Origin of the sequence: Streptococcus sp. UMB1203 (assembly GCF_030217725.1) — a bacterium.
Taxonomy (GTDB): Bacteria; Bacillota; Bacilli; order Lactobacillales; family Streptococcaceae; genus Streptococcus.
Genome location: NZ_JASOOK010000005.1, coordinates 60,542 through 82,382 on the forward strand (window position 1 = coordinate 60,542; position 21,841 = coordinate 82,382).

At 39.7% G+C, this 21,841-nt stretch carries 23 protein-coding genes; all 23 read right to left on the minus strand.

Annotation, left to right across the window (positions count from 1 at the left end; genetic code table 11):
• Positions 1-39: 39 nt before the first annotated feature.
• The 23 genes from QP439_RS02415 to QP439_RS02525 all read right to left on the minus strand — a co-directional run bounded on the left by QP439_RS02415 (position 40) and on the right by QP439_RS02525 (position 21,521).
• Complete coding sequence (locus QP439_RS02415) at positions 40-1,056, minus strand: replication initiation factor domain-containing protein (RefSeq protein WP_057517287.1); 1,017 nt, start codon at positions 1,054-1,056, stop codon at positions 40-42.
• Positions 1,057-1,060: 4 nt separating this feature from the next.
• Positions 1,061-1,480 (minus strand): hypothetical protein, encoded by a 420-nt coding sequence (locus tag QP439_RS02420; protein WP_000262970.1) that lies wholly within the window; start codon positions 1,478-1,480, stop codon positions 1,061-1,063.
• Between the two features lie 273 nt (positions 1,481-1,753).
• Entirely contained in the window at positions 1,754-2,038 is a 285-nt protein-coding gene (locus tag QP439_RS02425) for a hypothetical protein (protein ID WP_000924762.1), read from the minus strand.
• Positions 2,039-2,056: 18 nt separating this feature from the next.
• Positions 2,057-2,194: a hypothetical protein gene (locus QP439_RS02430; protein ID WP_001002894.1), complete on the minus strand. Its 138-nt coding sequence runs from the start codon at positions 2,192-2,194 to the stop codon at positions 2,057-2,059.
• Positions 2,181-3,524, minus strand: coding sequence for an FtsK/SpoIIIE domain-containing protein (locus tag QP439_RS02435; protein ID WP_057517436.1), 1,344 nt, complete (start codon positions 3,522-3,524; stop codon positions 2,181-2,183). The genes QP439_RS02430 and QP439_RS02435 overlap by 14 nt, the downstream gene beginning before the upstream one ends.
• Positions 3,525-3,720: 196 nt before the next feature.
• Positions 3,721-3,942 carry a hypothetical protein gene (locus QP439_RS02440; protein WP_000867242.1) on the minus strand — a complete coding sequence of 74 codons (222 nt, stop codon included), beginning with the start codon at positions 3,940-3,942 and terminating at the stop codon, positions 3,721-3,723.
• 63 nt (positions 3,943-4,005) lie between these two features.
• Positions 4,006-4,323 carry a hypothetical protein gene (locus QP439_RS02445; protein ID WP_000846753.1) on the minus strand — a complete coding sequence of 106 codons (318 nt, stop codon included), beginning with the start codon at positions 4,321-4,323 and terminating at the stop codon, positions 4,006-4,008.
• A gap of 284 nt (positions 4,324-4,607) precedes the next feature.
• Positions 4,608-4,793, minus strand: coding sequence for a hypothetical protein (locus QP439_RS02450; RefSeq protein WP_001096738.1), 186 nt, complete (start codon positions 4,791-4,793; stop codon positions 4,608-4,610).
• Between the two features lie 688 nt (positions 4,794-5,481).
• Entirely contained in the window at positions 5,482-5,829 is a 348-nt protein-coding gene (locus QP439_RS02455; RefSeq protein WP_261038717.1) for a type II toxin-antitoxin system RelE/ParE family toxin, read from the minus strand.
• Positions 5,819-6,106 carry a type II toxin-antitoxin system RelB/ParD family antitoxin gene (gene relB / locus QP439_RS02460; protein WP_001101478.1) on the minus strand — a complete coding sequence of 96 codons (288 nt, stop codon included), beginning with the start codon at positions 6,104-6,106 and terminating at the stop codon, positions 5,819-5,821. The genes QP439_RS02455 and relB overlap by 11 nt, the downstream gene beginning before the upstream one ends.
• 160 nt (positions 6,107-6,266) lie before the next feature.
• Positions 6,267-6,878 (minus strand): 30S ribosomal protein S4, encoded by a 612-nt coding sequence (rpsD, locus tag QP439_RS02465; RefSeq protein ID WP_000092756.1) that lies wholly within the window; start codon positions 6,876-6,878, stop codon positions 6,267-6,269.
• A 194-nt stretch (positions 6,879-7,072) separates the two neighbouring features.
• Positions 7,073-8,125 carry a sensor histidine kinase gene (locus tag QP439_RS02470; protein ID WP_020903376.1) on the minus strand — a complete coding sequence of 351 codons (1,053 nt, stop codon included), beginning with the start codon at positions 8,123-8,125 and terminating at the stop codon, positions 7,073-7,075.
• Positions 8,122-8,820 carry a response regulator transcription factor gene (locus QP439_RS02475; RefSeq protein WP_285387455.1) on the minus strand — a complete coding sequence of 233 codons (699 nt, stop codon included), beginning with the start codon at positions 8,818-8,820 and terminating at the stop codon, positions 8,122-8,124. Before QP439_RS02475 ends, QP439_RS02470 begins: the two co-directional genes overlap by 4 nt.
• Positions 8,821-8,943: 123 nt before the next feature.
• The gene (locus QP439_RS02480) at positions 8,944-11,655 is read right to left on the minus strand and encodes an SSURE domain-containing protein (protein ID WP_285387457.1); all 2,712 of its coding nucleotides are present in this window, start codon (positions 11,653-11,655) and stop codon (positions 8,944-8,946) included.
• A 115-nt stretch (positions 11,656-11,770) separates the two neighbouring features.
• Positions 11,771-12,787: a glycosyltransferase family 2 protein gene (locus QP439_RS02485; RefSeq protein ID WP_285387459.1), complete on the minus strand. Its 1,017-nt coding sequence runs from the start codon at positions 12,785-12,787 to the stop codon at positions 11,771-11,773.
• 155 nt (positions 12,788-12,942) lie between these two features.
• Positions 12,943-13,608 carry a potassium channel family protein gene (locus tag QP439_RS02490; protein ID WP_285387461.1) on the minus strand — a complete coding sequence of 222 codons (666 nt, stop codon included), beginning with the start codon at positions 13,606-13,608 and terminating at the stop codon, positions 12,943-12,945.
• A gap of 13 nt (positions 13,609-13,621) precedes the next feature.
• Positions 13,622-15,001, minus strand: a complete 1,380-nt coding sequence (locus tag QP439_RS02495; protein WP_049551251.1) for a TrkH family potassium uptake protein — start codon at positions 14,999-15,001, stop codon at positions 13,622-13,624.
• Positions 15,002-15,034: 33 nt separating this feature from the next.
• Positions 15,035-15,799 (minus strand): nucleoside phosphorylase, encoded by a 765-nt coding sequence (locus tag QP439_RS02500; protein WP_049551252.1) that lies wholly within the window; start codon positions 15,797-15,799, stop codon positions 15,035-15,037.
• Positions 15,800-16,100: 301 nt separating this feature from the next.
• Positions 16,101-17,039 carry an ATP-grasp domain-containing protein gene (locus tag QP439_RS02505; protein ID WP_000063557.1) on the minus strand — a complete coding sequence of 313 codons (939 nt, stop codon included), beginning with the start codon at positions 17,037-17,039 and terminating at the stop codon, positions 16,101-16,103.
• Positions 17,040-17,053: 14 nt separating this feature from the next.
• Positions 17,054-18,304: a dicarboxylate/amino acid:cation symporter gene (locus QP439_RS02510; RefSeq protein WP_000780192.1), complete on the minus strand. Its 1,251-nt coding sequence runs from the start codon at positions 18,302-18,304 to the stop codon at positions 17,054-17,056.
• Between the two features lie 383 nt (positions 18,305-18,687).
• Positions 18,688-19,245 carry a sugar O-acetyltransferase gene (locus QP439_RS02515; RefSeq protein ID WP_285387463.1) on the minus strand — a complete coding sequence of 186 codons (558 nt, stop codon included), beginning with the start codon at positions 19,243-19,245 and terminating at the stop codon, positions 18,688-18,690.
• Between the two features lie 95 nt (positions 19,246-19,340).
• A complete protein-coding gene (locus QP439_RS02520) occupies positions 19,341-20,198 on the minus strand; it encodes a VOC family protein (protein WP_285387465.1) in 858 nt (285 codons plus the stop codon).
• 138 nt (positions 20,199-20,336) lie between these two features.
• Complete coding sequence (locus QP439_RS02525; RefSeq protein WP_261038700.1) at positions 20,337-21,521, minus strand: DUF4767 domain-containing protein; 1,185 nt, start codon at positions 21,519-21,521, stop codon at positions 20,337-20,339.
• Positions 21,522-21,841 lie beyond the last annotated feature (320 nt).

Consider the following 21,841-nt stretch of genomic DNA (forward strand, 5'->3'; position numbering starts at 1 on the left):
CTATAATCTAGTTAGTTAATTTTTAGAGGCGACTTATTTTCAAGTCGTCTTTTTTTGTCCCCAAAATTGAGAACTATTCTGCTCTCTTACATATTGCTCTATATCCTTTTCATCGTTATCAGTTAGCCTCGAAAGCCCCTCTTTAAGTAAGCTTTGAATGTATTCCTCTGCCTTTTGAACATCATAGGCCTGATACTTTGCAATATAGACTTTTGCTAATGTTTTCGCAACTTGTTTCTCTGTCCAAGCCTCAGACTGCCGTAGTGTCGTTTTAGCCCTTGTAATACTAAGAACTGTCTGGTTTTCAGTTCCTAGATAATCTATCCACCACTTGACTTTTTTTCTTCTCCAATGATTGCTATCTGTCGCATTTGGACGAACAAAGCGATAATGACCATTGATAGCTTCAAAATAGATTGACGATAATGGACGTTTTAAAAATAACTGCTCTGCAATTATATTAGCCTTTTCCTGCCAACATCTAAGCTCTGCGCGAATCCAAGACGGAACTTCTACAAGCTCTTGCTTACCAAGTTGCTCCATGCGTTTATTATATATGCACCACTGCTGATTACCTCGTGAACCTATTGCAACTGTTTCTCCTACACGCTCACCAGAATCTAGAACTGATTTCTCATGATATTCAAAGTGTTTTGCTTTCGAGACACATAATCCTTTCTTGCAATAGTCATATATACGTTGGACATCTAAGCTACCGTCAAATATGTCGTGGGCAATATCTAAACGAGTGAAATTAACATTATACTGGTATAAACGAGTAATTAAGGCAATCCAATTATTTTCGTTACTGTTTAAAAATTCTTCATATTGACGACAACCTTGCCCTTTTAATTCAATAAATACACCCATAGAAAGCCTATCAGCATTAAAATACACCTTAATTTCTGAACAAGAATAATGTTGCTTATACTTATTTATGCCCCAATCATTCAATGTAAAGTTTTCAAGAGGAATCAAAAGGATGTCAGTCAGAACTCTTTCTGGCGGGACATCCTTAACACTTACAGCAAAATAATCTATTCTAACTGTATTCATAGGATTATTCTCCTAGAACTTTAATATCCTCACACACAATTTTTACACCTGCCCAATTACTTCTAGCCATGTTCCAAGCTAGTCTAACCTTAGGCCGAATCAATTCAACAGAAACATTCAACAAAGAATCATTTTGAGCAAGCTTTGCAATCTTATCCAGATTTCCGATAATTTCTAGGTTAATCGCTTTTAAGTCATCAGTAGAAATTCCCATTTCAGTTAGAACTTTCACTTTGTCAGCGTCAAGCACAGTAGAAGTAATTTTACTTACTTCATCTGTCTTCACGTTTTCGCCGTTGACTTCTTTGTATTTGTTGTTCACCCTAACTGACAAAATCACTACTTTCTTAGGAATATCAAACTGTGACATTTCAAGGTCAAGCAATCCAATTTTAATGTTTGTATCTGTCATATTGTAAACCATATTTTTTCTCCTTTAATTCCGTATCCTACATGAAAACACCTCTCATCCTTACTCTCCCAAGAGTTTGCGACCTCTTGGTACAACTAGCAAGCCGTAACCCCTTACGTACCAAGGGTTTAGAGTACATTTCATGTATGTGTGCACCCCCTATTAGTACTGGGGCTGTTTTTTCTGACCTCCTGCAAAGCAGTCGGTTGGCTCTTTCTCCCTAGCAAAAAGAGGAACGCTCCGCTCGATTCTGCCCCTCCTGGGCAATCGTCCCTCCCTATTTTGCTAGCTCGAAAGACCGTCATCTGAGTTTGGTAAAATACTCAACGGTTCATTGTTTATCCTCGTTAATACCTCTATTTGCCTTTTTGATAAATCTTCAAGAGACTTACCCTCCATAGCTAATGCCCACCACACAGTTTTTTCAATCGTACAATTAGGGCAGGTTCTGGGGGATAAAATTCTAAAACTACCCATTATTGGAGGATATTCCCATCCTTTATCAAAAGCTAAATCTGAATCAATGATTTCACTTTTTTCACATACCTCGCAAATATGCTTCAACAGCATTTCAAATACCACCTTACATTATTCTAATTCATCTACAATTTGCATATGTACTACTTGTAAAATTTGTAACAAAGCTTTATAAGGATTTTCATCACATTCAGTAGCACCCATTAAACTGCCGTTCGATAACTTGACAACAACACTAATTTCGTTCATTTCTCATCCTCATATACCTATCACAAGCTTCGTCAAAATATTCCTCAAAGTCTAATTCATCAGACTTAAACGGTGTCTCGACATACCGAGGAGTAGGGATAACCCCATCTATTTGAATGTACCCTGTCCCAATGTCGCAAGTTTTATAATCAATATCTTGACTTGAAAACATCATGCGACAGGAGTCAGAATCAGCCGTAGTTGCTCCTAATAAAAGAGCTACCCCAAAATTCTGTCTCATATAGGTAGGAATGAAGTCACTAGATGCCCTTTGCAAACCGACTATCACCTCTATTGAAGCTTGGCGTGATTTTACTAATAGACTTCCAAGGTTCGACATTGCCTCTTGATAGGCTTGTTTCCCTTCTTTAGTCGTTTCTGCCTCTGTTTTGAAAGCAATCCCCTCATCAAGCACAATTATCAGAGGAGTGTTCCCCTTAACTTCAGCCCACGATAACACTTTTCCTTTAGAAATATAGGTATCTGGGTTATCCGCCATAACCTGAAAGCGTCTATTCATTTCCAAGACAGCCTCGCGAAGGGCACCAGAAATTTGAAAGGGAGAATTATAAACTACTTTATAGCCTAACCTATCCTCTAACTTTTTACCAACAACAAAAGAGAGTTCTCCTTTTTTGGGGTCTAATAACTTAATTTCAGAACCTAAACACAAGTATTGAGCCACTAGGTTCTCTATCATCACTGTTTTCCCTGATTTGGTCGAGCCAGCTAGGAGTACATGCGGAGGAGACCCGAACTCCCAACTAACGCTTTCAGAGATTGTTATCACGTTTTCATTGTGTAGAGTATCCTCCCAAGAAATTCTTTTCTCGGGATATTTTCTGAATGTATACTTAACAGAACTACAAGTCTTTACTTTTTTTTCCAAGTTTAAATTCAAACAAGCACTCAAATATACATCTAACTCTGACACCTTATTAGAGAAATTATCACCCATAACATAAGCATAAACAACTATATATTCCTCATCTATAGAAAATTCAAGAACCACGGAACGAACTATAACTCCGTCAGAAGAAGATATAAATAGGTTGTTAGATTCGAGCAAGAAGAGTAATCGCTCCCTTATAGCAAGGATGGGCTGTATTCTATTGTATAGTTCACTCAGCTTAGATATAAATTTATTGGCGATTAAAATTTCTAAGACCACAGCCAAAACTAGTAAAAGTCCTGAGATGTTAAAGATTAAAACCAGTAAAATAAAGATAAAGATTTGAGATAGTATAGAAGCCCAATAAAAATTCTTCATTAAGGAGGTTGATAATATGTACGACTCACAAAGGGAGACCCTACGATTTATACGAAACATATTTTACCTCATCTTATTTCTTATATCCTTGATAATAAAAGAAAGAGCGATAAGCTTAACCCTTAAGAAATAGTAAAGAAAAGCCACAAAAAAAATGAAAGCTATAAGGGACAATACTATACTTAAGAGGGAGCCAAAACCTGCGGGATTATACACAGATAAAAGAGCGAAGACGAACATACAAAAAAAGCAAAATCTATATTTCTTTATCATTGTTTTTTCCTCTTTTAAACATAGCTGGTAATATCGATAAAAATTGAATTAAAAAGACTATAAAAGCTACGACTAAGGCAAATTTCGCAGATAAAAATGGATTATAAGAAGAAAATTCCAAATGCGCTCCAAACCCAGCAAAAAAGCTGATAATTAACAATAAAGTCAGAGAAGTTGTTTTCCAGAAGTATTCATTAACTTTCATTTTCGTATTTCCTTTCAAATTTTAAAAATAAAGGGAGGGATTAACCTAACCTCCCCTACCAAATCAATAATATTCGACAATAGTAGTATAGAATGATTCACCACTATAGCTGTAGTTAGCCTCATTCATCAATACCATTCTAGATTTATCAGATACACGATGCTTTTGACGATTTAATACAATAATATTCTCAGCAAATTTTTTCAAAGTTGGTTCATTAATTTTATCAAATGGTAATTTTCTCATAAGTAACTCCCTAGATTCATCGTCTAAAAGAAAGCATGGTGACTCGTCTGGATTAAACCTCTGTACACGTTTCACCCCATGAGAATTAGGAAAGACCATTCCCTCAATATCAACCAGTTCTTTAAATGTTTTCATATTTTCTTTCTCCTTAAATTAAAATTTTAAAATTAAATATAGTTTATTTTTGAATTATATCTTGAATGGAGAAGCTCGACTGTTACTCATATTCACAACCTCATTTTAAAAGTATATTTCTTGTATACATCAAGTATGTATCAAGTGTAAATCATGGTTATATCATATCATGCCGGGAGACAAAAATCAAGGGGGCAACATTACATCTTTGTTGCATATGTATTACATATTAGATACATGAATATATATTTATTGTTGCAAAAAAAAGACGCTCAGTGCGTCAATTAATTATTATTTTCAAAATCTATAATCTCAGACTCCAGACTTTCAAAAAGTTCCTTTATCGCTAGATTAATCACCCAAGTCCTATTCTCTCTTTCAAGCATATTTTTTTCTTTAAAAAACTTAGCTAGTCTTGGTAAATTAATTTCATTCTGTTTATTCAAATAAAAATTTGTTAATTTCGCCATAATATTCCTCCTACATAATATATATCATAAAAACACATACTTTTCAAGTAATTCCTATCCAAAAACTTCTCTACACACTTTGTACATCTGATATAATACCTTTGATGAACTATCATAACGAGTAATTTTGTTTAGTACTTCTACAAACTAATGTACTCCATAAATTGAAACTACAACGCCCTTATCTAATTAAGAAAATATCTAACCTATGATAAAGCAATACTAATAAGTGCTATATTCTGATTTCCAAAGAATATTAATTTATCGTAACTGATTCCTAACTGATTAAATTTCAATAAATTCATATTTCTCTATTTACCATTTATTTTATTTTAGGTAGAAATGCTATCAAATCAAGGTTTTCAAATATCATTACATACCTTTAAAACAACATCTTCTTCACAGAAGTTAAATAGAGATTCACTACACGTCAATAGATGTGAGAAGCTTTGATTTTAAGCAATGTAGTGAAATTTAAAATTTCACTACATTGCAATAAAAATCAACCGAATCACTACCTTTTTCACTACCTTTTTTTGAAATAAGAATATTGATTCGGACAATTAAAAGCAAGAGGAACTCCATTATGAGGTTTCTCTTTTTTTATATTTTCATTCCTAAAAATTTTTGAAATAGAGTAATCTTTTCTAAAATTTTTGGAATCCAAAACGCAGTTCAATAATATGCACTATTTTTTCTTGAACAAGCGAATGTAATCCTGTTTGCTATGAATAATATCTGATACAAAGACAGCTTTTCTGTCCTCTAAAATATGATAGAAGGCTAGGTAATCGCCTAAAATGATGCTTCGAGTTTTGTGGGGTGGGTATATAATCACTCCTACTCTTTCATCAGCATCAAATCCTGCTTCCGGGAAAACTTCAAGACGTTCCAATCCGTAAAGAATATTCTTAACTGTGTTTGCTCCTGCCTGTTCTGAAAAGTAGTTAGCTGAGATATAATCTTTAATACCTCTTAGCTGTTCTTGTACCGTTTCTGAGATAATCAGGCTATATACATTCTCGTTAAATTCCAAGGTTAGCCCTCACTTCATCAAGGCTGTAAGTTCTTCCATGTTCTAAATCGTCAAAGCTACGGGCAATTTCAGCACGCAACCCTGATAGAAGTTCTTCTCTTTCTTTGTCTACTTGAGTTTCAAATGGCAAGGCTTTATTTTCTACAATGTGTTCTAAAAACAAGTTAAAACTAGCTGTCATATCAAGATTTTGCGCTGTGATAATAGCTTTAGCCTTCTCTAACAAGTCTCTGTTAGTCTTAAAGTTTACCTGTGTGTTTTTTTCTAAAACATTCATAGTAGCACCTCCTTTTAGACTATTATATCACTTTAAACTATACAGGTCTAGTTGCGTATAGATACTTATAGCTGGTAGTAAAAACAAAAAAAGCACTAAGGGAAAACGCCCCAAAGTGCTTAATATCAAGGCTCTAAAGCCTATCTTATTCAATAAAATATTACAACATTTTGTTGTAGAATTCAACGACAAGTGCTTCGTTGATTTCTGGGTTGATTTCGTCGCGTTCTGGCAAGCGAGTCAATGAACCTTCCAATTTTTCAGCGTCGAATGATACGAATGCTGGACGTCCAAGAGTAGCTTCTACTGCTTCAAGGATTGCTGGAACTTTCAATGATTTCTCACGAACTGAGATCACTTGACCTGGAGTTACGCGGTATGATGGGATATCAACGCGTTTTCCGTCAACAAGGATGTGACCGTGGTTTACGAATTGACGAGCTTGACGACGAGTAGTCGCAAGACCAAGACGGTAAACAACGTTATCCAAACGACGTTCCAAAAGAAGCATGAAGTTGAAACCTAGGATTCCGCCTTTGATTTTTGTAGCTTGTACGAACAAGTTACGGAATTGTTTTTCACCTACACCGTAAGTGAAACGAAGTTTTTGTTTTTCAGCCAATTGCAAACCGTATTCTGACAATTTAGAACGGTTGTTTGGTCCGTGTTGTCCTGGTACGTAGTTACGACGTGCCAATTCTTTACCTGTACCTGTAAGTGAAAGGCCAAGGCGACGAGCTTGTTTCCAAGATGGTCCTGTATAACGTGACATGTGAATGTCCTCCTGATATAAATAATATTTTGGTGGAAATAGTCACTTAGAAAGCCCTGATTCGTGCAGATGCCCTTCGCCTAAACAGCCAAGGTTACTTATCATAAGACACCTGTTGACGAGCTTCATGCTTTCCTGCTGATATTTCACACAAAATCCATTTTACCATGAATGGCTAGATTTGTAAAGGGGTTTTAAGCTTTATTTTCATTGCCAGAGAGATTGAGAAGGAGGGTAAAGGTGCTTCCTAGACCGTACTGGCTAGTAACTGTGATTTCCCCACCCAATTGATGGGCCAATTCACGCGCAATCGCAAGCCCTAAGCCATGACCACCTGTTTTCATATTACGCGAAGTTTCGACACGATAAAGACGTTTGAAAATATTCTCCAAGTCCTCTGGGGCAATCCCCTGTCCCTCATCGGTCACACTGATTGAAAGCTGGTTATTTTCCAGCTTAGCCACCACCTCCAGCTTGGTTCCTGGAGCAGAATATTTAAAAGCGTTATTGACCAGATTCACCAAGATACGAGAAAGTTTGGCATAATCTCCTTCAATCCGGGCAGACTCTGGGATTACCTGCAAATGGACATCTCGCTCCTCCTGCTCAATCAAGAACTGAAATTCACTCATGCACTCAATCAAGAGCTGGTCCAAAAAAATGCTGTCTTTGCTGGTCGTTTCGACCTGATTTCTAGCTGTGTTTAGGGTCAAAAAATTCAACTCCTCAACCAGTTTATTGAGTCTTTCAGTCTGACGCCCAATGGTTGCTAGATAATGGTCCTGTTCGCCTTCCTTGATAACCCCATCCAAAATCCCTTCTACCGTCGCTTGGATCGAAGTGATGGGGGTCTTGATATCATGCGAAAGTTGAGCAATCATCAAGCCCTTTTCTCGTTCGCTTTCTTCCAAGGAATCAAAGGTGGCCTGCAAATCATGGGACATTTCATTGAAAGCTTGGCCTAATTGTTGAAATTCTACAGGGCCTTGAACCTCCAGATTTGATGGAAAATCCTTGTCTGCTACCCTCTTGGCATGTTCCTTGAGTTTGCCCAATGAAGTAAAGACTGGCGATAGGAGAAAGAGACTAATCCCAGCACCGATAAAACTAGCCACGAGAGTCATACCCACTAGGAAATAAATCTCTCTTTCTTCAATTAGCATTCGCTGGATGGCCCAAAAAACCACGATAATCGTTAGGAGTGTTGAAATGATATACCCTACTAAAATATAACTTTTTAATTTCATTGACTACCTCGCGCTTTCTCAATTTTGTAGCCCAAGCCCCAGACGGTTTTAATGGTCGGTGTTTCTGTACTAGAATGTTTAGCTAGCTCCTGTCGCAGAGCATGAATATGAACATTCAAGGTATTAGTATCATCCACATAGTCTTCTTGCCAGACCTTTTCATAGAGGTCTGTCTTAGAGAAAACTCGTTCTGGATTGCTGGCTAAAAGCCATAGAAGTTCGAAGGATTTGACTGTTAAATCAAGTCCCACATCTCCGACTTGGACCTCATGGCTACCGTGATTCATCCGTAAATCCCCGAGACTGACGACCTCTGTCTCACCTCCACGATGAAGGCGACGCAAGATATTGTGGACACGCAAAACCAGCTCACGAGGGCTAAAGGGCTTGGCAATAAAGTCATCTGCCCCTAAGCTCAGGCCATAAATCTTGTCCTGCTCGCTAGTCTTAGCCGTGATAAAGAGAAAAGGCTGATCTGGAGATTGATACTGGACTTCGCTAATCAAATCATAACCATCCATCCGAGGCATCATGATATCTGTAATAATCAAATCAATCGGTTTTCGCTTGAAGATTTCTAAGGCCTCTACCCCATCATGGGCCACCAAAACCTGATATCCTGCCTGAACCAGATAACGTTGATGAATATCTGTGATTTCTACCTCGTCGTCAACGAGTAAAATTGTCTTTCCCATCTGTCTCTCCTTTGAAAAAAACAGTGCTATACCACAATAGTATAACACTATTTTAATCTCTTTACGAACATTCTAAACGATATCTGGATTTTTCATATCCTAGATAGAAAGTCTGTAGCTAGACTAGTCATTTTCCTCTTTTTTAGCTTTCAAACCGATGCCACCTAGCAGACCTGCCAAGGCTAATCCAAAGAATCCAATAGTAGCCATTGATGTTTGGGCTTCACCAGTATATGGAAGCATGTCTTTTTGGTCTTTCATGTGATCAGCCATCATTGGACTTGACACCTTGTTAGTAGACGCCATCTTGCCTTCATCAGACATTTTGCTTGAGGTTGCTGCGACTTGGTCTTGCTTCATACTTGGAGTTGCCATTGGTTGGCTGGCATTCATAGTTTTGTCCTGCTCTTTGTTAGGCATCATCTTATCCTGACTAGCAGCTGGCATTTTAGATTTCATCTCATCTTGATTGGCACTAGGCATTTGATCTTTCATATTAGACGCATCTTGATGACTATTCATCATTGGAGCCTGCATAGCTGAACCATTAGAAGAAGGGACGAAACCTGACTGCATCGGAACAAGAGACTGATGTCCGTTCAAGTTTACTGTCAAATCCTTAGTTGCTACAAGGTTAGTCAAATCAGCCTTGCCATCTTTAGCACCGTACACCTTGATGGTAGCTTTATAGCTTTGAGTACCATTTTGTTTCAACAAGTCAAGAAGCTCTTTGTCTGATTTACCTTGGGTGCCTGCCAAATCCACTTCATAGAAGTAAAGGCCTTTGCCCAATTTTTCTACTGGTGGAAGAGCAGGATTTTTAGCTGAACCGTTGTCTGACCATGGAGCCTTGTCTGAGGCTTTCAAGATAAGACGAGTCAACATACCGTCACCGGCGAAGAATTCGTATGGAATAACTTGGTTAACACCAGCTGTGAATGGCCCTGGGAAGTTGGCTTTATCAAGGTAGCTAGCCGGAACATCCACTGTATCTTTAGTATTATCAGCCACGCCTTTTTGCACTTCAGCTGGGGTCGTCAAGCCGTTCAAGTTGACATCCAAATCCTTAGTCGCTACAAGGTTGCTCAAGTCTGCCTTGCCGTCTTTAGCACCGTACACTTTGATGGTAGCTTTATAGCTTTGAGTGCCGTTTTGTTTCAAGAGGTCAAGAAGAGCTTTATCAGATTTTCCTTGAGTGCCGGCCAAGTCTACTTCATAGAAATAGAGACCTTTGCCCAATTTTTCTACTGGTGGAAGAGCTGGATTTTTAGCTGAACCATTGTCTGACCATGGGGCCTTGTCAGAAGCTTTCAAAATCAGACGAGTCAACATACCATCACCAGCGAAGAATTCATATGGGATAACTTGGTTAACACCGGCTGTGAATGGGCCAGGGAAGTTCGCTTTATCCAAGTAAGTGGCTGGGACATCTACTGTATCTTTGGTGTTGTCGGCTACGCCTTTTTGCACTTCAGCTGGGGTGGTTAAGCCATTCAAATTGACATCCAAATTTTTAGTCGCTACGAGGTTGCTCAAGTCTGCCTTGCCATCTTTAGCACCGTACACTTTGATGGTAGCTTTATAACTTTGAGTTCCGTTTTGTTTCAAGAGATCAAGCAACTCTTTATCTGATTTACCCTGAGTACCTGCCAAATCTACTTCGTAGAAGTAAAGGCCTTTGCCCAATTTCTCTACTGGTGGGAGAGCTGGATTTTTAGCCGAACCATTGTCTGACCATTGGGCTTTATCAGAAGCTTTCAAGATAAGACGAGTTAACATACCGTCACCGGCGAAGAACTCGTAAGGAATAACTTGGTTAACACCAGCTGTGAATGGGCCTGGGAAATTGGCTTTGTCCAAGTAAGAGGCTGGAACATCCACTGTGTCTTTAGTATTGTCAGCTACGCCTTTTTGGACTTCAGCTGGGGTGGTCAAGCCATTCAAGTTGACATTCAAATCTTTAGTCGCTACGAGATTGCTCAAATCAGCCTTGCCGTCTTTGGCACCGTATACCTTGATAGTAGCTTTATAACTTTGAGTGCCGTTTTGTTTCAAGAGGTCAAGCAAATCTTTGTCTGATTTACCTTGAGTTCCTGCCAAATCTACTTCGTAGAAGTAGAGACCTTTGCCCAATTTTTCTACTGGTGGAAGAGCTGGATTTTTAGCTGAACCATTGTCTGACCATGGAGCCTTGTCGGATGCTTTCAAAATCAGACGAGTCAACATACCGTCACCTGCGAAGAGTTCATATGGAATAACTTGGTTAACACCAGCTGTGAATGGGCCTGGGAAGTTGGCTTTATCCAAATAAGTGGCTGGAACATCCACTGTGTCTTTAGTGTTGTCGGCCACGCCTTTTTGGACTTCAGCTGGAGTAGTTGCTGGTTGCGCTTCATTTGCTTCACGGTCTTGTCCAGAAACTGTAGGCGCAGGATTTATCGCAGGTTTAACCGCTTCCTCTGTTTCTTTCTTAGATTCTGGTTTTGCTTGCACTTCTTCTTTTGGCGCTACCACTTGGTCTTTATCAGCTACATTCACTTTTTCTGGAGAGCTTGTAGCATCCAAGCTTGCTTTAGGTGTTGAGTCTACCTGTTCTGAAGGAAGAGCTGTATCGACTGCTTCTTTGAGAAGTTCTGCTGGTAAGTCGCTCTTTTCACTCACCGAAGTCGCGTCTGGCACAACTTGAGCAGGGGTTGGATTGACCACATCGGCACGTACAGAACTTGGCTGACCAACTAGGACAAAAAAGCCACTTGCCACAACAACTGAGGCAACACCGACACTAAGACGGCGAATAGACCAACGAGTATATCTTTGATTTGGATTGAATTTCATAGGATTCTCCTTAGAGTTTTTCTTTATTTGATGACTCTAGTATAATCTCCTAAAATTAAAAAGGATTAAGAAAAAGTTAAAATTTTTCTTAAATCCCTCTTATAAAATACTCATATTAATTAAATCCATAAACAGATTTGGTGATTTGATAGACGACATTGGAAAGTTTGCGAGCTGGCAAGACTGAATGTTTGGTCAAACGGCTGAGCATGGTCTTGCGAATGGCTTGAAAGACCTCTGGATTTTCCTGCTGAATATAGGTCCACAGCTCCCGTTTTTTAGCTAGATGCTCTGCTGTACCTGCTCGATTGAGCAAGGCACTGGAAATAACCGTCGTAATCTCAATATGATTCAGTAGATATTCTCTCATTTTGGGATGGCTCACTTTGGACAAATCAAGCTGGTCTACCAAGAGTCGATTGACCTTGAGTTGCTGGTCAATGCGCTTAATCATCACTTGCTCATTGACAGACTGGTCCTCACGCCCAATCAAATAACGATAGAAATCGACAGGCAGATAGTACATGGTCTTGACCTGCTGAAGGGGAGTAAAGACAAAGAGATTGTCGACATAAAAAGTATGCTCAGGCAGTTGGAACTGGCTTACTCGCAACAAATCTGTCCGGTAAATCAGCGAGTGCATCATAATATACTGGCCTTTTGAGAAATTTCCGACCTGGTCCCAGCCAAAAATCTGCTGGACAGGCAAGACGGACTCATAACTCATACTCTTCTTGCGAGACTGACTTTCCTTTTCATAGACAAAATTGGTCACAAAGGCATCCACTTCCTGCTCCTCGCTCTCTAGTTCCTGCAAGGTTTCAAGAATTTTCAGGTAAGCACGGGGATCCACCCAGTCATCACTATCAACCACTTTAAAATAACGACCAGAAGCCTCTGCCAAGCCGCGATTGACAGCACCGCCATGACCCTTATTTTCCTGATAAATGGCTCTAACGATATTAGGATACTTACTGGCTAAACGCTCAGCGATTTCCTGAGTCTGGTCCTGAGACCCATCATTGATAATCAAAATCTCAACTTGCTCACCACCAATCACTAGCGACTCCACACAGTAATGAAGATAGGCTGCGGCATTATAGCTAGGGATGGCGATAGACAATAACTTCATAATCTACTCCTTTAGGGGACTGATTTTTTCTTTCTCTCTTGTCACTTCTTTCTATTCTACCATAAAGTCCAGCTTCTGAAGGACTTTTACTGGAATACAAGGGTTTCTGACTCTATTTCCTATCTTGGACATCAAAAAAGAGGGGATTCCCCTCCTTACGAATTTAATTCTGCCAAGTCATCTAGATACTGGTTATTAATCACCGCCAAGATATAGGCATCTGCTTTCAAGAGGTCATTAGGACCAAACTGGACATCCAGTGGTGAATTTTCTTGTTCACGAAATCCTAGGACATTGAGATTGTATTTGCCACGTAAATCTAGCTGGCTCAGGCTTTGACCTGCCCAAACACTCGGAATTTTCATCTCCACAATAGACACATTTTTATCCAGCTGAAAAACATCAACATTGTTATGAAAGAGAATGGTCTGCGCTAGAGACTGCCCCATTTCATACTCAGGTGAAATCACCGAGTCAGCACCGATTTTTTCTAGCACCTTCTTAGCTGTCTGGCTTTTGACCTTGGCAATAACCCTTGGTACCCCTAGACTCTTACAATGCATGACTGCAAGCACACTCGACTCTAGATTTTCCCCTGTTGCCACTACAACCGTATCACAGGTATCAATTCCTGCAGTTCTGAGGAGTTCCTCATCTGTAATATCTCCAACAACTCCACGCGCCAAAACTGGCTCAAATTGATTGATGCGCTCGGCGTGGTCGTCAATGGCAATGATATTCATATCTTGCTTGGCAAGGGCCGCAAGGACACTACTCCCGAAAATCCCCAAACCTAAAATTCCAATCGTACGATCTGACATCGTTCTTCCTTTCTTATCCAATACTAATATCTGCTTTCATATACTGAATCAAATCTTTCTTATCAGGCTGGTAATCCGCTAGACTAACCAACAAGGTCAAAGGACCGATACGGCCAATAAACATGAGCACCATGACAATGCTGAGGGCTAACTTGCCCAGTTCTGGCGTCAGATTTGCCGTTACACCAACTGTCGCAAGGGCTGAAATGGTCTCAAACATGAGGTAGATAAATCGCGGTGTTCCTTCTGCTGTAATTCCCAGCAACACCAAGCCCAACAGGAAGGTCATCAAAAAGATAATGAAGACACTAAAGGATTTTTGGACTGTGCGAGTCTCAATGGTTCTCTGCGCAACATTGGCATGAGGTAAGCCCAGCAATTCACTACGCGCAAAGACCAACAGGACAAAGAAAGTCGTAATCTTGAGCCCCCCAGCCGTCCCTCCAGGCGCTCCACCCAGAAACATCTGTAAGATATAGATAAACAAGGTCACAGGCCGAGCTTGGGTGTAGTCAATAGAAGCAAAACCGGCCGTTCTCATACTGACAGTTTGGAAAAAGCTAACTAGCACTTTCTCTGGAACACTGAGATTGCCAATGGTCCCTGGATTGTGCCACTCCGTAAAGAGTGTGGATACTGTCCCAAACAGCAAAATCCCTGCAGTCAAGAAGAGGACCAACTTGGTGTGGAAACGCAGACGGCGTTTTTTCTTCTTGTCAAACTGGGTTGCCAAGTCAAACCAGACCATAAAGCCAAGACCACCCGTGATAATCAAACCAGCAATAACCAGATTGATCAAGGGATCCGTCTGAAAAGCCACTAAACTGCTACTGCCAAAATTATCAAAACCAGCATTACAAAAGGCTGAAATAGCTAAGAAGATAGAGGTAAAAATGCCCCGTCCCCAGCCGAATTCAGGAATAAAACGGAAACTAAGAAGAAAGGCACCCAAGCCCTCCACCAGAAAAGTCGTCAAAAAGATGGAACGCATAAAGGCCTTCAGCGAGCGAGTCTCCCCGTAACTAAAGCTCTCCTGAATAGTTTCACGACTGCGAAGACTGAGCTTTTGCTTCCCCTGAATATAAAAGACCCCGATAAAGGTCATGAGCCCCAGACCACCAATCTGTATCAAGAGCATACAAATCAACTGCCCCCAGACATTATAGGTAGTAGCCACTGGTTGCGTAGAAAGGCCAGTCACACAGACCATGGACACCGTCGTAAAAAGATGGTCAAAATAAGTGGCCTGCGAATCACTCGCCTGAACAACAGGCGAACTCAAAAGAAGAGAGCCTATAAAAATAACTCCAGCGAAACTCAGAAAAATTCGACGAGCAGGCGAAAGTCCGCCCAAGGCTCTTTCAATTTTTTTCACAAATAATTTGAATAACATACATCCATTGTACCATAAAAAGAAGAATAGTAGCTAAAACTGAGAGGCTATCTCAAGACAGAGTTCCAAAGCCTTCTCGAAAGCTTCTGCACCCCAGTCACGACTATCGTACTGGTCCAAGTCTGCTAAGGAATCAGCTGTGAACAGCAACTCTCCCCAGAGAACTCCACGCAGTTGGGCTACTGCCGCAAGCGCAGAACACTCCATCTCCACAACAGCACAGCCTTCTTCCTTACGATAAGCCACCTTTTCAGCCGTTTCTCTGTAAAAACCGTCTGTCGTCCAGGTCATGACTTCTTCATAAGGAATCCCTCTAGCTTCCAAAACTCGCTCAATAGCTGCAATAGCCTCTGGCTGCATTTCCATATAACGAGAAGCTGCCACATAGTGATAACTAGCTCCTTCATCTCGCAAAGCGCGAATAGGGACTAGAAAGGCATTTTCTTCTATATCAGCTAGCACACCACAGGTTCCGGCGGAAATAATCTGCTCCACACCATAGCCAATCAACCAATCCATAAACTGGGCTGCTGGAGCTGAACCAACAGGAGCCTGAGCCAGACAGATCTCCTCGCCCTTGTAGTTGAAGACATAGACTGGATAGGTCTTGGTGGCAGAAATGAATTCGCCGACAGAGTCCGCCCCTACTTCCCTCGCATAGCGGTCAATCTCTTCACCTAAAAATGCATAGACACACTTCTTGGGCAAGTGCAAATCCAGCCCCTCGTGATTGGGCATGATAACTGCCTGAGGGTTGTCATCAAACTCTAAAATAGGAATCGCATGTTTCTGAATCATAACCCACCTCCTCTAATTTTGTACTATTGTATCAAAAGCTGACAAAGTGTCAAGGAGGGGGTTGATGAACTGAGGAGAAAAAATCTCAGTATTCTTGGAATTCTCGACACTAAGTGATTTTATAAATCATAAGGAATTAGAGTAAACATTACAAACGTAGCCCCTCTGTAATTAATCTTCAGAGGGGACGTTATATATTAGTAGTTGTTGCTGATAACTGTTACCTTGAAAGAAAAGTATTTATGTCGCACTCTATCTGGAAGTTGTTATCAAATTTTTAAAAGATTAACTTCCAAGATGATCATTCACTATAAAGAGCTTTTAACTCCCTCTTTAAATATTCAGCTAGATGTTGATGAGCAAAGATGTCAGCATTCTGTTCCGCTGTAGGATTATAGTTTGTATTGGTATTTACATCATACACATAAATATCTCTGCTTTCTGATTGAACCCATTCTATAGCTGCCACATCAATATGAGCATTTTTAAGGAAGGCTTCATAAGCTTCTTTTTGAGATTCTGGTAGAGGTTCTGTAATTTGGAATTTTTCAGAAGTTTCCAGTTGTTCTGGTCTCTTACCGATTTGACAACCATCTGCTGGACAAAGTTGGAAACCATCTGAAGAATCAATTGAAACAGTATAAAGGAACTTCTGATTGATAAACTCTGAACGACGGATACGACCATCACTTGGTTTAATATAAGCCTGCAACAAGGTAATACCATCTACTGAAGGTTCAAAAGCAGAACTATTAACATAAGCTTCTAGTTCTTCTTCATTTTGGAAAAGTTGTACTCCTAATCCCTTTCCTGCTCTATTATGCTTGGTAATCAAAGGATAGATATTCAATTTTCTTGCTGCTTCAATAATATTTTCCGGTCCCAAAACAGCAACTGTTGCTGGAGTCTCAATACCAGATTCATTTAATTTCAAATATTGTTTCACCTTACTGATTTCTAGATTGATGGCTCCCGTTCCATTAACTACTTTACGTCCATGAGCCTCTAGCCACGTAAGCACCTGCTCCGTAAACTCTGGTGCATAGCGATGCCCTCTCGTATGAGAAGATGCGGACATCCTATTATAAAAAATTCCTTGTGGAGGTGGGCTTTGAAGATCTAATATCCCACTCGATAGATCCCATAATTCATAAGGTACTTGTATTTTTTCTAACCATTTTACTAAATGCTGTGTCCATTCAATATTTTCATGAATCACATAAACTTTTGCGTTACTCATAAGTCCTATCTCCTTTAAGAAAAGTTAACTGACAATTGATGTTGCTTGTCTTCCTCTAAACTATAACCTTCTGTTTTTTCAATGACACTGACCGTTAATATTTGACCCAAAACATTGATCATTGTACGACCAGCATTCACAAAGAAATCAACTGCAAAAATCAAGGCCACTCCTTCTACTGGCAATCCAAGCTGGGGTGCTGCTGCCAACAAAACTACGATAGCTCCTGATGGAACAGTAGCTGCAGTTTTCCCAATTAATGTCAAAAGTAAAACTGTAAATAAGAGACTTGATAATGAAAATTGGATACCGTAAGCATGTGCGATAAAAATAGTGGCTACTGAAAAATAGACAGCTGCTCCTTCTAGATTAAAAGTATATCCTAAAGGGACAACCAAATCAATCGTATTCTCATCATGTCCCTGTTTCTTTAAATCCTTTAATAGGGACGGTAACACAACACTCGAACTACCTGAAATAAATGCTAGAGTCAAGAGGCTCCAATTTTCACGAAAAGCGGTCAAATATGGAACTTTAAAGATAGAGGCAATCAGAGGGAAAACAACTAAAATGAGAACTCCATAAGCCAAATAAGTTCCGATAACAAATTGACCAAGTCCAACTAACTTATCAATCCCTGTACTAGCGACATCTTTTGCAATAAAGCCAAAGATTCCGACAGGAGATAATTTTACAATAACAGTTATAATTTTATAAATAGCTTCAATCCAGATCTGGAAACCTTCAAGAATTTTTTGGGTTTTATCACTCTTCAAGCTACCAATTCCATAACCAAGAAATATAGCAAAAACAATAATTGGAAGAAGAGAGCCTTCTGAAATTGACTTCACAATATTTGATGGAATAAAACCAAGTAAAAACTCACTCAATTGGACATTATTAGCTATCCCATCGATATTACCACCAGTTTGGCCAATATTCACACCTTGACCAAATCCCAAATAATAACTAGCAAATACAAATAATAAAGTAATCGCAGTTGTAACAGCAAAAAAGTAGAGTAAGGTCTTCGTTAAAATTTTACCAAACGATTTTTTTCCAATAACACTAGCCACTGCAACTACTATAATTGGGAATATTAGTGGAATAATGACCATGTTTACCAATTTGATGAATGCTTGTCCTAGAAATTGATAAAAACCTGCAAATTGTGGCCAGATTACTGCAAAAATAACACCTAAAATCAAAGCTAGCAATAATTGCAAACCGAGTGAAAGTTTTGACCATAAATTAACTAATTTCATAAAATAACCCCTTTGCTTTTATTTGCTAATTATTCTACTACGAATCTTCTAGCTTGACTAATATATATTTTCTATTGTGACCATAAAAAAGATTTATAACAATATCTCAAAGTGTCGTCATATCTATTTCGCTATCCATTATGAATTTTTTATGTTAGAAAAACACCACCATCTAAACTACTCAACTAGATGGAGCAATTCCATAATGATCAAGAAGAGTGACTTCAAGTATCAAATCTACAAAAAGAGGCTGAGTAAAAAGTCTTTGAAATCAGAAAAACGCATAATATCAGGTAATGAACAACCTTGATATTATACGTTTTATTGTTGAAAGATTTACTTCATTTTTCTTGAAATTGAGTTTTTCCCAGCCTCTTTTACTTCTATTTCACAGATATCTCCTTAATCACACGCGCAGGATTACCAGCTAGGACAACGTTGTCGCCAAAGGACTTAGTGATTACAGCCCCTGCTCCAGCAACAACATTATTACCCAATGTCACTCCAGGAAGGACAATGACACCACCTCCAGCCCAGAAATTGTCTCCGATAGTAATAGGCTTGCCGTATTCCACACCTGAATTACGTTCCTGCGGGTCCAATGGATGGAGGGGAGTCAAGAACTGACAGTTGGGACCAATCATCGCATTGTCCCCGATGCGAATCGGACAAACATCCAGCATGGTCAAGTTCCAATTAGAATAAAAATTTTCCCCTAGATGAGTATTGACCCCATAATCGACCACCAGTCGTGGATTGACAAAGATATTTTGTCCGGTTGACCCAAACCAAGCCTTGATGATTTCGACTCCCTTCAAGGGATCTTCTTCCTTGTTAAAGGCAGACTGTTTTTGGCGAGAAGCCTGAGCCAAGGCTCGCAATTCTGGATCCGATGGACGGTAAACCTCTCCCGCTATCATTTTCTGGTATTCACTGGTCATTGTATTCTTCTCCTTGTTCCCTACTATCATATCAAATTTTCTACATATCTGACTAGAATAAGGAGCACTTTCTACAATTGATCCTCTGATTGTCATCATATCCTATCTAAACGAATACGGGTCACAATTCCGTCTGGGTCTGTGATTTCCAACTGTCTCGATGTCAGCCATTTGATTGGTGCATCAACTTCTTGTGCTCGTTGCGCAATCGTTAACAGTTCTTCTTTACTAGCGACCTCAATGACATAGTAGGCCAAACCTGGCAAGCCTTGCTTACGCGGAGCCAGATCTTTTCCTCCCCATTCGTTGACTGCCAAATGATGATGGTAATCTCCAGCCGCAATCCAACTAGCACTAGGTACACTGAATTTATCCTCTAACCCTAACACCTTTTGATAAAACCGGCTAGACTTTAGACTATCCTTGACGGAAAGATGAATATGCCCCATTCTCGTACCGTCTGCTAGGATAAAGGGCTCTACTCTTTCCCCCAACTCATAGATATCCTGCGCTGCAAGGGCCTCAGTGACCCCGATAATACGCCCATCTTCTCGAATATCCCATGTGGAAACCGGCTTATCTCGATAGAGTTCAATGCCATTCCCCTCCAAATCTTCTAAGTAAAGGGCCTCACTGTAACCATGGTCAGCACCACCGACAAGAGGAATCTGCAAATCCGTCAGATGTTTCAAGACATCAGCCAAAGTCTTGCGTGTCGGCAAGAGAATAGCCAGATGGTAAAGGCCATAATGTTCCCTTACTTCTCCGCTCTCTTGTGTTTGAATCAACTGTACCAAGGCTTTTCCACCAAGGCCTAGAATGACCTCTGTCTCAGTTTGAGATAAGATTTCTAAACCAATGATTTGCTGATAAAAGGCAGTTTGACTGGCCAAATCCTTTACATTTAAAACTGCCTCTGCCAAATAAATGTGGCTCTTGTATTCATAGGTCATAACTATTTCTCTCTTTAATTGTAACTTTAATTATTACAACTATTATATAATTTCCATCAAGAAAGTCAAGCCAGACAACTTATAGAAACTCCCCTAGCAAAAACAACCCCAGAAAAATCTTCTAGGATTGTTTTGTGTTTATTTAACAAGACTAGCAAAGTTATTTCTCAAATCAACGTTTTCTGTGGGATTGAGATACATCTTATCACCATTGGTCGTTGGTGAGTGGAAAACGATTCCTTCGCCAGTGTCTGTAATAGCAAAGAAGTAATTGTGAACGGTTGGATAGTTATCCCAATTACTGTAGGTCTCTACAATGCGATATTTGGCAGTACCACTACCTGTTTTTGAATATTCCGCATCTAGTTTGCTACCATCTTTCCAGTAAAGCATGTCAGCTCTAATGTTACCAACTGCGATTCCTTTTTGATAGTTAGGTTGACCCATTTCATCACCCCAACTCTTCATAAAGCTTGCTAAAGCAGCGGATTTATCAGCTGTCCAAGGACCGGTTTCTTCTGTTTTGGAAGGAGTCGTTTCCTTGACTTCTTTCTTGCTTTCACTCGATGAACTGCTAGTACTGCTACTACTTGCTTCCGATTTAGAAGAAGAGGAAGAGCTAGCACTCGTTTCTTCCTTAGCTGGGGTAAATTTAAACTCTTCCCATGTAAACTTGTCTGCCGTAACTTCGTCAGCTTCTGATTTACCAAAGTTCTCAAGCAATTTCTTATCCGTAATCTTGATAGACTTGCTATCCACTTTTGTAGGTCCCTTGGCACCTTCTAGTTTGTAAAGAGTTCCTTCCCCTTCACCTGATCCAGAAGACCAAGTCAAAGCCAAGACCTCACCTGTCTTAAAGAATTTCATCGAGCTACGAGCACCACCATGCCCTGCTACATAATCCTCTGCTAGCAGGGTTGGTTGACCTTCTTTGAGATAATACAAACCTGTAAAGAAGTAATTCTTCCCTGCGGTTTGGCTACCTACCAACATTTCAGACTGGCCATCTCCATCTAAATCTAGGAAAGTATAACGTTGTTTTGAAGGATCTGCTGCAGCTGCTTCGATGACCCATGAGTTTATCATATGGTCAGATTTGTGAAGCTTGGCTTCGATATCTGGAGCCTGTTTCTTACCAGAAGACAAGATAACCTCATAATCCTCAAAAACACTCTTATAAAGGTCTTCTGCCTTTGTCTCATCCTGCTCCTTAGAGCCACCAAAAAAGTTTTTCAAAGGCTCTGGTAAAGCAATTGAACTACAAGCAGTCAAGCAGGTTACTGACAGAGCCATAGCCAACCCTAACATCCATTTCTTTTTCATAACACTATTTTTCCCCTTTTTCTCCTTTTTTATTCATTATATAAGAAGGACTGGAAAAAAATGCAATTAAAATCCTTAAAAAGTTTTTGTAAACTGTAATAAGATCAGATTTATTTATATATCTACAGAAAAAGGAGAGGATATAATATTTGTAATGGGTAAATCCCCTATAGATATCATAAATCGGGATATACATAAGGAAATCATCGCTAAACTGGAGTACAATGCTCCATTTTGTCCTGATTTCGGAATCCAAATGAAGAAACATGACTTTCAAAAAAGCTATCAAATTTATTGCTATAAATATATATGGTGCTCCC

Coding starts and splice junctions, on each gene's coding strand:
- QP439_RS02415 (WP_057517287.1), bottom strand. CDS start 1,056: ATGAATACAGTTAGAATAGATTATTTTGCTGTAAGTGTTAAGGATGTC.
- QP439_RS02420 (WP_000262970.1), bottom strand. CDS start 1,480: ATGGTTTACAATATGACAGATACAAACATTAAAATTGGATTGCTTGAC.
- QP439_RS02425 (WP_000924762.1), bottom strand. CDS start 2,038: ATGCTGTTGAAGCATATTTGCGAGGTATGTGAAAAAAGTGAAATCATT.
- QP439_RS02430 (WP_001002894.1), bottom strand. CDS start 2,194: ATGAACGAAATTAGTGTTGTTGTCAAGTTATCGAACGGCAGTTTAATG.
- QP439_RS02435 (WP_057517436.1), bottom strand. CDS start 3,524: ATGTTTCGTATAAATCGTAGGGTCTCCCTTTGTGAGTCGTACATATTA.
- QP439_RS02440 (WP_000867242.1), bottom strand. CDS start 3,942: ATGAAAGTTAATGAATACTTCTGGAAAACAACTTCTCTGACTTTATTG.
- QP439_RS02445 (WP_000846753.1), bottom strand. CDS start 4,323: ATGAAAACATTTAAAGAACTGGTTGATATTGAGGGAATGGTCTTTCCT.
- QP439_RS02450 (WP_001096738.1), bottom strand. CDS start 4,793: ATGGCGAAATTAACAAATTTTTATTTGAATAAACAGAATGAAATTAAT.
- relB (WP_001101478.1), bottom strand. CDS start 6,106: ATGAATGTTTTAGAAAAAAACACACAGGTAAACTTTAAGACTAACAGA.
- rpsD (WP_000092756.1), bottom strand. CDS start 6,878: ATGTCACGTTATACAGGACCATCTTGGAAACAAGCTCGTCGCCTTGGC.
- QP439_RS02470 (WP_020903376.1), bottom strand. CDS start 8,125: ATGAAATTAAAAAGTTATATTTTAGTAGGGTATATCATTTCAACACTC.
- QP439_RS02475 (WP_285387455.1), bottom strand. CDS start 8,820: ATGGGAAAGACAATTTTACTCGTTGACGACGAGGTAGAAATCACAGAT.
- QP439_RS02480 (WP_285387457.1), bottom strand. CDS start 11,655: ATGAAATTCAATCCAAATCAAAGATATACTCGTTGGTCTATTCGCCGT.
- QP439_RS02485 (WP_285387459.1), bottom strand. CDS start 12,787: ATGAAGTTATTGTCTATCGCCATCCCTAGCTATAATGCCGCAGCCTAT.
- QP439_RS02490 (WP_285387461.1), bottom strand. CDS start 13,608: ATGTCAGATCGTACGATTGGAATTTTAGGTTTGGGGATTTTCGGGAGT.
- QP439_RS02495 (WP_049551251.1), bottom strand. CDS start 15,001: ATGTTATTCAAATTATTTGTGAAAAAAATTGAAAGAGCCTTGGGCGGA.
- QP439_RS02500 (WP_049551252.1), bottom strand. CDS start 15,799: ATGATTCAGAAACATGCGATTCCTATTTTAGAGTTTGATGACAACCCT.
- QP439_RS02505 (WP_000063557.1), bottom strand. CDS start 17,039: ATGAGTAACGCAAAAGTTTATGTGATTCATGAAAATATTGAATGGACA.
- QP439_RS02510 (WP_000780192.1), bottom strand. CDS start 18,304: ATGAAATTAGTTAATTTATGGTCAAAACTTTCACTCGGTTTGCAATTA.
- QP439_RS02515 (WP_285387463.1), bottom strand. CDS start 19,245: ATGACCAGTGAATACCAGAAAATGATAGCGGGAGAGGTTTACCGTCCA.
- QP439_RS02520 (WP_285387465.1), bottom strand. CDS start 20,198: ATGACCTATGAATACAAGAGCCACATTTATTTGGCAGAGGCAGTTTTA.
- QP439_RS02525 (WP_261038700.1), bottom strand. CDS start 21,521: ATGAAAAAGAAATGGATGTTAGGGTTGGCTATGGCTCTGTCAGTAACC.